General features: G+C 66.7%; 12 protein-coding genes. 5 read left to right on the forward strand and 7 right to left on the reverse strand.

The annotated features are described in order from the left end of the window. The first annotated feature begins 222 nt into the window (after positions 1-222). Entirely contained in the window at positions 223-2,184 is a 1,962-nt protein-coding gene (gene pknB, locus ACIBW7_RS27360) for a Stk1 family PASTA domain-containing Ser/Thr kinase (RefSeq protein WP_397051072.1), read from the forward strand. Positions 2,185-2,231: 47 nt separating this feature from the next. Here the strand turns inward: pknB and ACIBW7_RS27365 are convergent, their stop codons facing one another. Then, positions 2,232-3,617 (reverse strand): class II 3-deoxy-7-phosphoheptulonate synthase, encoded by a 1,386-nt coding sequence (locus tag ACIBW7_RS27365; RefSeq protein WP_397051074.1) that lies wholly within the window; start codon positions 3,615-3,617, stop codon positions 2,232-2,234. Positions 3,618-3,724: 107 nt separating this feature from the next. Here ACIBW7_RS27365 and ACIBW7_RS27370 point away from each other — a divergent pair, with 107 nt between their 5' ends. Further along, positions 3,725-4,243 carry a polyadenylate-specific 3'-exoribonuclease AS gene (locus tag ACIBW7_RS27370; protein ID WP_397051076.1) on the forward strand — a complete coding sequence of 173 codons (519 nt, stop codon included), beginning with the start codon at positions 3,725-3,727 and terminating at the stop codon, positions 4,241-4,243. Positions 4,244-4,290: 47 nt separating this feature from the next. Here the strand turns inward: ACIBW7_RS27370 and ACIBW7_RS27375 are convergent, their stop codons facing one another. The 4 genes from ACIBW7_RS27375 to ACIBW7_RS27390 all read right to left on the reverse strand — a co-directional run bounded on the left by ACIBW7_RS27375 (position 4,291) and on the right by ACIBW7_RS27390 (position 8,648). Beyond that, the gene (locus ACIBW7_RS27375; RefSeq protein WP_397051078.1) at positions 4,291-5,916 is read right to left on the reverse strand and encodes a cytochrome bc complex cytochrome b subunit; all 1,626 of its coding nucleotides are present in this window, start codon (positions 5,914-5,916) and stop codon (positions 4,291-4,293) included. After that, the gene (locus tag ACIBW7_RS27380) at positions 5,913-7,088 is read right to left on the reverse strand and encodes a ubiquinol-cytochrome c reductase iron-sulfur subunit (protein ID WP_397051080.1); all 1,176 of its coding nucleotides are present in this window, start codon (positions 7,086-7,088) and stop codon (positions 5,913-5,915) included. Before ACIBW7_RS27380 ends, ACIBW7_RS27375 begins: the two co-directional genes overlap by 4 nt. A 23-nt stretch (positions 7,089-7,111) precedes the next feature. Then, positions 7,112-7,975: a c-type cytochrome gene (locus tag ACIBW7_RS27385; RefSeq protein WP_397051082.1), complete on the reverse strand. Its 864-nt coding sequence runs from the start codon at positions 7,973-7,975 to the stop codon at positions 7,112-7,114. A 61-nt stretch (positions 7,976-8,036) separates the two neighbouring features. Continuing rightward, the gene (locus ACIBW7_RS27390) at positions 8,037-8,648 is read right to left on the reverse strand and encodes a heme-copper oxidase subunit III (protein ID WP_040688563.1); all 612 of its coding nucleotides are present in this window, start codon (positions 8,646-8,648) and stop codon (positions 8,037-8,039) included. A gap of 367 nt (positions 8,649-9,015) precedes the next feature. Here ACIBW7_RS27390 and ACIBW7_RS27395 point away from each other — a divergent pair, with 367 nt between their 5' ends. The 3 genes from ACIBW7_RS27395 (at position 9,016) to ACIBW7_RS27405 (ending at position 10,989) form a co-directional block, all read left to right on the forward strand. Then, a complete protein-coding gene (locus ACIBW7_RS27395) occupies positions 9,016-9,435 on the forward strand; it encodes a hypothetical protein (protein ID WP_397051084.1) in 420 nt (139 codons plus the stop codon). A 70-nt stretch (positions 9,436-9,505) separates the two neighbouring features. Further along, positions 9,506-10,561, forward strand: coding sequence for an anthranilate phosphoribosyltransferase (gene trpD, locus ACIBW7_RS27400; protein WP_397051086.1), 1,056 nt, complete (start codon positions 9,506-9,508; stop codon positions 10,559-10,561). A 137-nt stretch (positions 10,562-10,698) separates the two neighbouring features. Further along, a complete protein-coding gene (locus ACIBW7_RS27405) occupies positions 10,699-10,989 on the forward strand; it encodes a hypothetical protein (RefSeq protein ID WP_397051088.1) in 291 nt (96 codons plus the stop codon). Positions 10,990-10,996: 7 nt separating this feature from the next. Here the strand turns inward: ACIBW7_RS27405 and ACIBW7_RS27410 are convergent, their stop codons facing one another. Then, the gene (locus ACIBW7_RS27410) at positions 10,997-11,272 is read right to left on the reverse strand and encodes an Lrp/AsnC family transcriptional regulator (protein WP_040688558.1); all 276 of its coding nucleotides are present in this window, start codon (positions 11,270-11,272) and stop codon (positions 10,997-10,999) included. A 5-nt stretch (positions 11,273-11,277) separates the two neighbouring features. Then, positions 11,278-13,047, reverse strand: coding sequence for a DEDD exonuclease domain-containing protein (locus ACIBW7_RS27415; protein ID WP_397051091.1), 1,770 nt, complete (start codon positions 13,045-13,047; stop codon positions 11,278-11,280). Between the last annotated feature and the right edge of the window lie 589 nt (positions 13,048-13,636).

The raw sequence follows: 13,636 nt of genomic DNA on the forward strand, positions 1-13,636 counted from the left end.
GCCGGGCGGGGGCGCGGTCGCTCCTCCGCGCGCGCCCGTTCGCGGGTTGGCCCCCCCCCGCCCCCCCCCCACACCAGGGGGCCGCGAACACGCCGCGCCCGCGCGGCCAAAAACACAGCCAATCGACACAGCTACGATCGTGAGCGGGCCGCGCGAGGCGGTCAATCGCTTGTCGCATTCGGAGCGAGGGGTGAGAACTTTGTGAAAGCCGGAGGACATCACTTGATCGGGCAAATCCTGGAGGGGCGCTACCGCATCGATGCGCCGATCGCGCGGGGCGGGATGTCGATGGTCTTCCGAGGGGTGGATACCCGTCTGGACCGTCCGGTCGCCATCAAGGTGATGGATCCCAAGTTCGCCGCCGATCCCCAGTTCCTGTCCCGGTTCGAATTCGAGGCGCGCGCGGTCGCCAAGCTCAAGCATCCGTCTCTGGTCGCGGTCTATGACCAGGGTGTGGATGGCGAGTATCCGTTCCTGATCATGGAGTTGGTCGAGGGCGGCACGCTGCGCGAGCTGCTGCGCGAACGCGGTCCGATGCCACCGCATGCGGTGCGCGCGGTCGCCGAGCCGGTACTGGCCGCGATCGGCGTCGCGCATTCGGCGGGCCTGATCCATCGCGATATCAAACCGGAGAATGTGCTGATCTCCGATTCCGGCGAGGTCAAGATCGCCGATTTCGGTCTGGTGCGTGCCGTCGCGGCCGCGAACACCACCTCGGCGAGCGTTATTCTCGGCACCGCTGCCTACCTGTCACCCGAACAGGTGACCGCCGGCACCGCCGATTCGCGCAGCGATGTCTACTCCTTCGGCATCCTGATCTTCGAACTGCTGACCGGCCAGGTCCCGTTCACCGGCGACACTTCGCTATCGGTGGCATACCAGCGCATCGAGAACGATGTGCCCAGCCCGAGCGATTTCATCGCCGGAGTCCCGCAGGAGTTCGACGAGCTGATCGCGCGGGCCACCAACCGCGAACCCGCGCATCGCTTCGCCGATGCCAACGAGATGGCGGCCGAACTGCATTCGATCGGGGTCGCGCTGAATCTGCCGCCGTACCGGGTGCCCGCCCCCCAGGAGTCGGCCGAACATCTCAGCGCCAGCTTCAAGACCGCCGCGCCGACCCCGCAGCAGGCCAGGGCCGCGGCACCGCCACCGCAGTCCGAGCAGCACACCAAGGTCGTCACCGCGGCGCGGCCGCGGGTGCCCGACTACGGTCCGCCCGACAACTACGGGCCGCCGGACGCCTACCGCGATCACTACGCACCATCGCATTCACCGCAGTCGTCACCCTTCGCGGACGACCGGACCAAATCGCGGCGCACGGTCCTGCTCTGGGTAGCCGTCGTCGCGGTCCTGACCTTGCTCGTCGGGATCGGCGGCTGGTGGTTGGGCATCGGGCGCTACTCGGCCGTCCCGTCGGTCGCCGGAAAGGATCAGGCCAGCGCGATTTCGGCGCTGGCGGATGCCGGTTTCGACACCGAGATCAGACAGAAGACCTCCGACACCATCCCGGTCGGCGGGGTGGTCGGCACCGATCCCTCGGCCGGATCCAAGGTCACCAAGGGTTCGACGGTGGCCGTGCTGATCTCCAGCGGCAAGCCCCGGGTGCCGGATATCAAAGCGGGCGATGACATTTCGAAGGTCAACCAGCTCATCCGCGATGCCGGACTGCAACCGGTGGACGCGGGCGAAACCGGCAGCACCGCACCCAAGGGCACCTTCGCGAAGGCGGATCCGGCTCCCGGCACCGTCCTGCCGCTGGCCGCGCAGGTCAAGGTATACCGCAGCAAGGGATCTCAGCCGGTGAAGATGCCCGATGTGCGCGGCAAGACCACCGAGGAAGCGAACAAGGTGCTCACCGCGGCCGGAATCACGGTGCGCGAGACCAGAACTCAATTCGACCGCACGATAGAGGCGGATACCGTCATCGGCACCGAGCCGGCCGCCGGCACCACGATCCAGTCCGGCGACGGCGTCACCCTGATCGTCTCGAATGCTGTGAAGGTGCCCCTGCTGGTCGGCTCGAGCGTCGCCGACGCCCGCTCCAAGCTGCAGGCGCTCGGCCTGGTGGTGGCGGTGCGTCAGCTCGCCCCGTCCGACAGCTCCGTAGTGATCGGGCAAGTTCCGGGCGTGGGTTCCAATGTCGAGGCGGGCAGTACCGTCTCACTGACGGCGCTGCCCTGACGACAAAGGAGCGCCGCAATCGCAGCGCTCCTGTCGGAAAACCTTGGTCAGCGCAGCATTTCGGCGACCAGGAAGGCCAGTTCCAGCGACTGCTGGGTGTTCAGCCGCGGGTCACATGCGGTCTCGTAGCGACCGGACAGATCCAGATCGGAGATGTCCTGTGCGCCGCCGAGACATTCGGTGACATCCTCACCGGTCAGTTCGATGTGCAGACCGCCGGGATGCGTGCCGAGTGCGTGGTGCACCTCGAAGAAGCCCTGCACCTCGTCGATGATCCGGTCGAAGTGCCGGGTCTTGTAGCCGGTGGAGGCCTCGTGGGTGTTGCCGTGCATGGGGTCGCACTGCCAGATGACCTGGTGTCCGGTCGCCTGCACCTTCTCGATAATGGGCGGCAGCACGTCGCGAACCTTGTTATTGCCCATGCGCGAGACGATGGTCAACCGGCCCGGCTCGTTATTGGGATCGAGCCGCTCGACGTACTCCACGGCCTGATCCGGCGTGGTGGTCGGGCCGATCTTGAGGCCGATCGGGTTGGCCAGCAGTTCCGCGAAGGCGATATGCGCGCCGTCGAGCTGACGGGTGCGCTCGCCGATCCATAGGAAGTGCGCGGACAGGTCGTAGAGCACCGGCTCGCCCGCCGGGTTCTGGCCGAGGCGCAGCATGGCGCGCTCGTAGTCCAGCACCAGCGCCTCGTGGCTGGCGTAGATGCGGGCCGACTGCAAGCTCGGATCGTTCACCCGGCAGGCGGTCATGAAGGCCAGACCGCGGTCGATCTCCCCGGCCATCGCCTCATAGCGTGCACCAGCGGGCGACTGGGCAACGAAATCGCGGTTCCAGTCGTGCACACGGTGCAGATCCGCCATGCCCGCACCGGTCAGGGCGCGTACCAGATTCATGGCCGCGCTGGCGTTGGCGTAGGCGCGCACCAGTCGCGAGGGGTCGTGTTCGCGCACCTTCGAGTCGGCGACCAGCGAGTTCACCATGTCACCGCGGTAGGACTTCAGGCCGAGCGCGTCGGTATCCGAGGAGCGGGGCTTCGCGTACTGGCCCGCGATACGCGCGACCTTGACCACCGGCAGGCTGGCGCCGTAGGTGAGCACGACGGCCATCTGCAGCAGGGTGCGGATATTGCCGCGGATATGCGGTTCGGTGTTGTCGGCGAAGGTCTCCGCGCAGTCACCGCCCTGCATCAGGAAGGCCTCGCCGCGCGCCACCTCCGCGAGCTGCCCGCGTAGCTCTTCCACCTCGGCGGGCACGCAGATCGGCGGCACGCTCTCCAGCACGGTGCGCATCATTGCCGCCTGCTCCGGATCCCACGCCGGCTGCTGTAGCGCCGGACGCGCCAGCGCGTCGTCCAGCCGCCTCCGCAGCTCTGCGGGCAGCGGCGGCAGCTCCGGCAGGCGATCGATGGGTACGTCGACGGTCCAGTTCACCTGTTCAGAATACGGATACCCCCGAGCATCCAGGTACCCGGTATTAGGGGTGGATTCTGCCCACCTAGGGTGGATTGCCGGGCAGTATCGCCGTACCGTACCGATCTTTGGAGGAGAGACCGATCTCGCTTCGATATTTTTATGACTGCGAATTCATCGAGGACGGGTCGACTATCGACCTCGTATCGATCGGTGTGGTCTGCGAGGACGGCCGCGAATACTACGCGGTCTCAACCGAATTCGATCCCGAACGGGCGGGCCCGTGGGTACGCAGGTACGTGCTTCCGCAGCTTCCGCCGCCCGCCTCCCCGCTCTGGCGCAGCCGCGAACAGATCCGCAAAGACCTCTACGAATTCCTGGTCCCGCGCCCCAGCGTCACCCCCGAACTGTGGGCCTGGGTGGCCGCCTACGACCACGTCGCCCTGTGCCAGCTCTGGGGCTCCATGGTCGATCTACCCAACGCCCTCCCCCGCTACACCAACGAACTGCGGCAACACTGGGAGGCCCACGGTCGTCCCGAACTGCCCCCGGTCCCCCCGGACGCCCACGACGCCCTCGCCGACGCCCGCCACAACCTGGCCAAATTCGAGGCCATCGAGGCCGCCCGCCGCCGGGTATCCATTTAAAGCAGAAGGCCCCGAGTCGATTCGACTCGGGGCCTTCTGTTTATCTGTCAGTGCGAGTGACTACCGTTCTGACCGTTCGTCTTCTCCTGGACCTTCTGCAGTACGGCGAGCTGCTTGTGCTCTTCCGCGTGCTCGTCCTCGAAGGCCTGTTCGATCTCGTGCGGCGGGTCGGCGCGCAGGAAGCTACCGGTGCCCGGCTTACCGGCCGAACCCAGCTTGTTCATCTTCTTGGGCACAGGCGCGCCCTGGTACTCCAGCGGGACCGGGTGGCCGTGATCGTCGACCGGGCCCAGCGGCTGGTGCACCTCGATGTACTCACCGTGCGGCAGACGCTTGATCACACCGGTCTCGATGCCGTGCTCGAGCACCGCCCGGTCACTGCGCTGCAGACCGATGCAGAACCGGTAGGCGATGAAGTACGCCACCGGCGGCACGACCAGCAGGCCGATGCGACCCATCCAGGTGGTGGCGTTCAACGAGATGTCGAACTTCAGCGCCAGGATGTCGTTGACGCACGAGAGCGTCAGCACCACGTAGAAACCGATCGACATCGCACCGATCGCCGTGCGCACCGGCACGTCGCGCGGGCGCTGCAGCAGGTTGTGGTGCACATCGTCGCCGGTGAGGCGCTTCTCGATCCACGGGTACAGGATCAGCACCGTGAACACCAGACCCATGATCAGCGCCACCCAGAACACGGCGGGCACCGTGTAACGACCCAGGTAGAGCTCCCACGGCGGCATCAGACGCGCCAGACCGTCGGTCCACATCATGTAGAAGTCGGGCTGCGAACCCGCCGACACCTGCGAGGGGTTGTACGGACCCATGTTCCAGATCGGGTTGATCTGCAGCACACCGGCCATGATCGCCACGATGCCGAGGGTGAAGGCGAAGAACGCGCCCTGATCCGAGGCGAACACCGGCACGATGCGCGCACCGATGACATTGTTCTCGGTGCGGCCAGGGCCGGGGAACTGCGTGTGCTTCTGGTACCAGACCAGCGCGACGTGCGCGGCGATCAGCGCCAGGATGATGCCGGGGAACAGCAGCACGTGCGCGATGTACAGGCGCGGAATGATGATGTCGCCGGGGAAGTCACCGCCGAAGATCAGCCAGTGCATCCAGGTGCCGACGATCGGGATACTCATCGTGATACCGCCGAACGCGGCCCGCAGACCGGTACCCGAGAGCAGATCGTCGGGCAGCGAGTAGCCGAAGAAGCCCTCGAACATGGCCAGGATCAGCAGCAGGCAGCCGATGACCCAGTTCGCCTCACGCGGCTTGCGGAACGCACCGGTGAAGAAGATGCGGAACAGGTGCACGATGATCGAGGCCGCGAAAAGCAGTGCGGCCCAATGGTGCACCTGGCGCACGAACAGACCGCCGCGCACCTCGAAGGAGATGTTCAGCGCCGTCTCGTAGGCCCGCGACATGGTCACACCACGCAGCGGCTGGTAGGCGCCGTTGTAGACGACCTCGCTCATCGACGGATCGAAGAACAGCGTCAGATAAACACCCGACAGCAGCAGGATGATGAAGCTGTAGAGCGCGATCTCGCCGAGCAGGAACGACCAGTGGGTCGGGAAGACCTTGTTGATCGACCGCTTCACGAACGCCGCGGCGCGATAGCGCTCGTCGGCCTCGTGGGCTTGGGCTGCGGCTGAAGGACTCATGAACGACGCTCCCAGTAGGCCGGTCCGAGCGGCTCGATGAAGTCGCCCGCAGCGACCAGGTAGCCCTCGGAGTTGACGGTGATCGGCAGCTGCGGCAGTGCGCGAGCGGCGGGACCGAAGACCGGCTTACCCCATTCGGTCGCCAGGAACTGCGACTGGTGGCAGGGGCACAGAATCTTGTTGGTCTGCTGCTCGAACAGCGACGTCGGGCAACCGAGGTGGGTGCAGATCTTCGAGTAGGCGAAGTAGTCGCCGTAGTTGAAGCTCTCCTGACCCTTGCGCTTGATGGCCTTCTGCGCGTCTTCGGTGCGCAGCCGGATCAGCATCACGGCGTTGCGGATACCGCGCAGGGACTGCAGCGTCGCGTGCTCGTCACCGCGCCACTTCTCCTTCCACGGGAACACCGTCTCCATCGCGCCCGCGTCCAGATCCTCGGGACGCACCAGCATGACGTCCTCGGGGCGACCGGTATCGCGACGGATGTAGATCGTCTCGCCGGGGAAGTCCGGGGTCCAGCCCGAGACCCACAACGGCGACTTGTCGCCCTTGGCCCACGGGTTCTTGATCATGCCGCCGACGAAGACCAGCAGCGCACCGATACCGAGCACGCCTACACCGGCGCCCGCGGTCCGGGTGATCATCTTGCGGCGACCGAGCGTGGAGGTGTCCAGCGCGTCCTGCAGCTCGGCGACCAGGGTGCGGCGCTCGACCTCGGGCGAGGGCCCGTCGTGCCGCACCTGAATGGACAGCTCGGCCGGGATGAACTTCTTGCGGATCAGCACGACCGCGACGCCGATGACCAGCACGGCGATACCGAGGCTGAGGCCGACCAGCGGGGTGAACAGCGAGTAGGCGGTGTGGCCGTCCTCGTTCGAGCCCTTGAACTCCCATGGCCAGAACAGGAAGACCCCGACCAGGACCGCGGCGGCGATACCGGAGACCGCGAACCAGAACGAGACCTGCCGCTCGGCGCGCTTCTCGGCGCGGGTGCCCGGCACCGGGAACCGCTGGCGCCGGTAGGCGACGTCGACGCCGTCGCGCTCGGTACCGAGCTTGACCAGCTCGTCGCGCGACATCGCGTCGAGTTCTTCCTCGGTGGGCTCCGCCGGTGTGGTGTTCACCTGCTCGTTCGACGGCTCCGCGCCGTCGTGGCCCTCATCCGGCCGACCCATGTCGTTTGGCTCCTTGTTTTCGCTCATGAACGTGATCCGATCCACATCGCGGCGCCGACGACGAGCGTGATGCCGACCACCCACATGGCCAGCCCCTCGGTCGCGGGACCGAACCCGCCGAGATCCCAGCCGCCAGGGCTCTTCTCCTCGGTGGCGTTCTTGACGTAGGCGACGATGTCGCGCTTCTCTTCCGGGCTCAGCTGCCGGTCGGAGAACTTCGGCATGTTCTCGGGGCCGGTGAGCATCGCGGCGTAGATCTGCTGCTCACTGGCGGGCTCCAACGGCGGCGCGTACTTACCCGAGGACAGCGCGCCGCCACGGCCGGTGAAGTTGTGGCAGGACGCGCAGTTCATCCGGAACAGCTCGGAGCCGCGAGCGATGTCCGGCCCGCGCAGCGATTCCTGCGCGATCTCGCCGTTGGCGTCGCGCACCACGGACGGGCCGCCCCCGTTGGCGGCGATGTACGCGCCGAGGGCGTCGGTCTGGTGGGCATCGAACTTCGGCGGCTTGCGCGTGGCCTGCGCCTGGTTGGCGGCCAGCGGCATGCGACCCGAGGAGACCTGGAAGTAGACCGCCGCCTCGCCGACGCCGATGAGGCTCGGACCGCGGTCGGGCACGCCCTGCAGGTTGGCGCCGTGGCAGGTGATGCAGGAGGTCTCGTAGAGCTGCTTACCGTCGCGGATCAGCGCGGACTGGTCCTCGTGCGCGGTCGCGACCTGGGGGTCCGGCGTGATCGCGGTGGCGAGGAATCCGGCTCCGACGAGGCCCACCAACAGCGCAAGCCCACCCGCGATGCGACGCCGCATACGGCGTTGCTTGCGCGTCTTGCTTGCCTGGCCGTTCCCGGGGCTGGCGGGCTCTGGCGCTGACGGGGGAGATGAACTCATCTGTGTCCCTTTGGAGTAGACGGAACCGACTTGTGCAAAAGATTTGGGGTACTGGCCCGACTCAGCGGACGAAGTAGATCGTGGCGAACAGCCCGATCCAGACGATGTCGACGAAGTGCCAGTAGTACGAGACGACGATCGCGGCGGTGGCCTGTGCCGGGGTGAACTTACTGACCTTGGTGCGGACCAGCAGGAACACGAAGGCGATCAGACCGCCGATGACGTGCAGACCGTGGAAACCCGTGGTGATGTAGAACACCGAGCCGTAGGCACTGCTCGAGATCGAGGTGCCTTCCTTGACCAGGTTGGTGTACTCGTAGCCCTGACCGGCCACGAACAGCGCACCCATGATCAGGGTGACGACATACCAGCGGCGCAGGCCGAACACATCGCCCTTCTCCGCCGCGAACACACCCATCTGGCAGGTGAACGACGAGGCGACCAGCACGGTGGTGACCGGCACGGCAAGCTTGAGGTTCAGCTCGGTCGGTTCCGGCGGCCAGTTGCCGTGGGCCTGGGCGCGCGCGACGAAGTACATCGCGAAGAGCCCGGCAAAGAACATCAGCTCGCTAGACAGCCAGATGATGGTACCGACGCTCACCATGTTGGGCCGGTTCAGCGAATGCACACGCTGAGTAATGGCCGATCCTGGGGTCCCTACTGCGGTCGTCACGGGGGTAAGTATGACTCGTCGTAGTACGACACAAGTACCCGGGTGCGAAACTTGTCCTCCCGTGTCGGAAAACGCACGGACAGACAGTGTTTGATGGCCGGCCTGCGGCCGGCGTGTCGGCGGCCCCCTGGTGTCTCGCGGCCGACCATTTCGAGCGACCTGCAAGCAGTCGCTAGCGGCGCCGTCGAGACTCGCGACTTCGTCGCATGCGCTTCGACGACTCGGCCGCGAGACGGGCCGCCGACGGTCGCTCGTAAGACTCGCTCCGTTGTGGTGATGTAGGGGTGTGAATGTCGCGCGAGCACAGGGTTACCGCCTCGAATGGTGACAGGCGTGGGTAAGGAAAAGCTGAGATGAGGAGGCGGATGTGACGCGGTGGTGGCAACGGCTGTTCGGCGGGAGCGAACCCGAACCGCTCGATCCGACCCGTTCCGATCTAGTAGTCGTAGCGGAGTGCTTCGATGACGCCGAGGCGTGTTCGACGACACTCTCGCGCGCTTCGGCTCTCAAAGCCGACGAGCCCGCGCTGCTGCGCCATCATTTGCGCATTCCGCCCGATCGGATCGATGAGGTGTGCGCGATCGCGGCCCAGGACGGTTACGCCGCGGCGCCACGCACCGAAGGTCCGCACGAACTGGAATCGCTGATCCTGCAACGGGTTCAGCTGCTCGACGCACTGCACTGCTCGCAGGAGCGGGCCAGGATGGTCGGTCTCGCCCAGCGCCACGACGGCGTCACGGACGGCTGGGACGCCCTGCAACCGGGTTCCGCGACCGCGCAGCGGTAATAACGTCTCGACCACTACGCTCTATCGCGACAGACTGGTGCGCGAACCAGTGGTGACAGGAGAAGTGGACATGCGCAGCTGGCCCCAAGTACTCGGGACCCTTGCCGATGGTGGCGATCTGGCAGCGGACGACACGACCTGGGTGATCGACGAGATCTTCACCGACAATGCGACGCAGGCGCAGATCGCCGCGTTCGGTGTCGCGATGAAGATCAAGGGCCCGACTCCTACGGAGCTGTCCGGCATGGCGGCGGGCATGCTCGGCCACGCCCGCCTGGTACACGTCGACGGCGACGCGGTGGACATTGTCGGGACCGGCGGTGACCGGTCCGGTTCGGTCAATATCTCGACGATGTCCTCGATCGTGGTGGCCTCGGCCGGTGTGCCCGTGGTCAAGCACGGCAATCGCGCGGCCTCCTCGAAGAGCGGTGGCGCCGATGTGCTGGAGGCCTTGGGCGTGAAGCTGGCCCTCGGCCCCGATGCCGTCGCTCGCTGCGTGCGGGAGGTCGGCATCGGCTTCTGCTTCGCGCCGCTGTTCCACCCCGCGTTGCGCTTCGCCGGTCCGGCCCGCAAGGAAATCGGCATCCCCACCGTCTTCAATGTGCTCGGCCCGCTCACCAACCCCGCGCAACCGCGAGCCGGGCTGGTCGGCTGCGCGTTCCCCGAACTGTTGCCGGTGATCGCCGGGGTTTTCGCCGAGCGCGGCGCCAGCGCGATCGTGGTGCGCGGCAATGACGGCTTGGACGAGATCACCACCTCCGATACCACCGACGCGTGGGTGGTATCGGGCGGGAAGCTGCGCGAAACCACCATCGATCCGACCCGCATCGGCATCGCGCGCGTCGAACTGAACGCATTGCGCGGCGGCGACGCGGAGGTCAATGCGGGTGTCGCGCGCAGCGTATTCGCGGGTACCGCCGGCCCGGTGCGCGATGCGGTACTGCTCAATTCCGCCGCCGCGATCGTCGCCTACGACCTGTCCCAGGGTGTCGGCGATCCGGATGCCGATATCCACGACGCCCTCGCCGCGGGCATCGATCGCGCGGCCGAAGCCATCGACACCGGCAAATCCGCCGCATTGCTCGACCGCTGGGCCAAGCTCACCAACACCCTCGGCGACAACTAACTGCCGCGGCGCGAATCGTGCGCCGCATGTCGGCAGACCTCTTGTGGCGGTAGAGGTTACAGTGACGCGGCAATCCGGCGTCGCCCCGTTTTCGCGTCGGGCCTACGCCGCCCGGCTCGACTGCTGAGGAGCACATGATGAAGCGGGGCGTTTACGCGGCACTAGGCATGCTATCTATCGCCGCGGCGGTCGCCGGCGGACCCGCCGCACACGCGGCACAGGGCAGCCTGGTCGTCAACGGCAGCGTCTACCGCGGACCGTCCGGCTGCCTGCAGATCGGTGGCGGCGCCGCCCCCTTGGCCATCGAAAACCACACCGACGCCACCGTCACCGTCTTCTATATGGCCGGTTGCAAGGGCGAAGCCGGCGCCGTACTTCCCTCCGGCGCCTCCCGCACCTTCTCCGGATCCTCCATCCTCGTGCGCTGAGTACGGCTCACTCGCCGAGGGAGAAGCCCGCTTCGACGTCGGCGCTGGAGTAGGACTTGAAGGCGATGTGGGTGGTGGTGCGGGCGACGCCGGGGGTCTTGTCGATCCGGCCGGTCACCACCTCGGCGATCTCCTCGTGGTCGCGCACCCGCACGATCGCGATCAGGTCGACATCGCCCGCGCAGGAATAGACCTCGGTGACGCCGACGGTATCGGCGACCGCCTGTGCGGTCTCCGGAATGCGGGCGTTCTCGGCCTGGATCATCACGATCGCGGTAATCATGGCTGTCAGCCTAGGCGGTCACCGCCCTCGTACTCGGCGAGTTCGGTCTCCGGCCCATGCAGTCGGGCCCGTGCGGCCGCATCGGCGAGATCCGCCCACCCGGCCCAGCGTCCGGCACTTCGGATCGAATCACCGTATCCCTCGCTCGTACGCACGATCCGCACCCCCGGCCGCCCCAACCATCGCGTCACCAGACCGACCTCCTCCGGCGACGCACCGCGCAACGGCGGCACCGGATCCGGCAGTACGGTCTCCGATGCCGCGACGATGCGTTCGATCACCGGCATAGGCGGCACACCCCGCACCGAGGTGCCGGCCCCCGCCAGCCGCCCATAGCGGATCACCGCGTACTCCCAGCCGCCCGCACCGTCCGGATGCGCCGCGATCAGTTCGGCGATCCGCGACACCGCGGCGAGTCGCTGGGTGCGGTGCAGTGCCCGCACCACCGCGACGGTCCGGTCGCGCAGCCGGGCGGCGGCCTCGAAATGTTCGGCATGCGAATGGGTTTCGATCCGGTCGAGCATGGCCCGCAGCGCCGCGTCGGAGTGCCCCGCGAACAGCGCCCGGACGGCCGCGGCGGCGGGTTCGTATTCCTCCCTATATATAGGAGTGCCGCTGACGGCCGCCGGACATCCGCCGACCACCGCGGGCGGACAGTCGTGGCGACCCTCGCGCGGTAGTCGCGTGGTGCAGGTGCGCAGGCCGCTGTGCTCCGCGATGGTCAGCGCGACGTCGTTCGCGTCCATCCGAGAAGGGAACGGCCCCAATGCATCCGCGGTCGGTGTGCGCGCGATCGCGAATCGGGGAAAAGGTTCGTCGGTCAACGTTATCCACCAACCGCGCTTCGGGAACTTCGAGCGCCGGTTATAGGGCGGGGTATGCGCGACGATCAGTCGCAGCTCGCGTACCCCGGCCTCCAGACCGTGCGCGCACACCACGTGGTCGACCCGGATGGCAAGGGAGACCATCTCTTTCATCCGGCCGCGAGTCTCGGATCCGGTGAAGTAATTGCGCACGCGACGACGCAGATTCACGGCCGTCCCTATATAGAGGACTTCCTCGGAGGGCCCGCGGAAGAGATAGACGCCCGGACTCGACGGCAGATCATTGGCGAGAACGCGCTTGGCGCGTTGGCGCGGTGTGACATTCGGCAGATAGTCGAGCAGTTCGGTCAGGCTGTGCACGCCCAGATTGCCGACCCGTCCGATGAGGGCGTGCAGCACGTCCACTGTCGCCCTTGCGTCATCGAGTGCACGGTGATTCGGCTGGGTGCTCGCACCGAGCAGCGGCGCGAGCACACCGAGCCGGACCGAGGGAGCCTCGTCCCGGGCGAGGACGCGCCGCGCCAGCTTCACCGTGCACACCACCGGCACGCTCGGCCACGGCGTATCCATCCGGGCCGCTGCGGCGCGCAGGAAGGCCGTATCGAACCGGGCGTTGTGCGCGACCAGCACAGCACCCTTGGCGAACTCGAGAAAACCCGGCAGCACCGCCTCGATTCGGGGAGCCTCGTAGACCATCGCGGTGGTGATCCCGGTGATCTGCACGATCGCGGGCGGTATGGCCCGTCCCGGATTCACCAGGGTCGCGAACTCCCCCAGCACCTCACCGCCGCGCACCTTCACCGCACCGATCTCGGTGATGGCGTCGCCTTCGGGGCTGGTGCCCGTGGTCTCGAGGTCGACGACCACGAAGGTGGTGTCGTAGAGCGGCGTCTCGAGCTCGTCGAAGGCCAACTGCAGTGCGGCGGCCTGGCGCGGCGTCGGATCGGGCACGGCGTGCAGCGTAGGGCGTCGGTACGACAGGAACCGCCGGAAAAGTCACCTGGGATTTCAGCCGAGAATTGTCCGAATTACACGGCGAGGATTTCGCCCTGATTCCCACGAAATGATCTAGAACACCAAAAAGTGGCGCACATCACATTGTTCAGCAATTTACATCAAACGGACGGACACGCCCGGCGGCTCGGAGCCGATGCCGTCGGCGCGCTGCCCGCCACCCGGGCGCCGAGACCGATCGGTTCGACTCGCCCGACCGAACACGCGCCAAGATACCGACACGACCTGGGGAAATTCCGAGAAACCCCGCGTCTGAGACACGCCGACTCCGGACGCCTTCCAGCTCGACCGCGATGCCGAAATCTTCGGAAAATCACCCGTCGTTATCGTTTCGTGATTGGTGTGACATAAGTCGCACATATTCCGGGGCAAATTTGTTGAGCACCGCCATTTCGGATGCCTCCAGCTTTACAAACCACCGTGATGTGTTCGTAACCTTTTCGAGACCTCACGGAGTTCGGCGCACCACCCGACGGTGCTTCGACACGCAGTCCGCTGTACCACCGGGTGCGGCGTCGTGGGGCAG

The sequence above is a fragment of the Nocardia sp. NPDC049526 genome, from assembly GCF_044465765.1.
Classification (GTDB): Bacteria; Actinomycetota; Actinomycetes; order Mycobacteriales; family Mycobacteriaceae; genus Nocardia.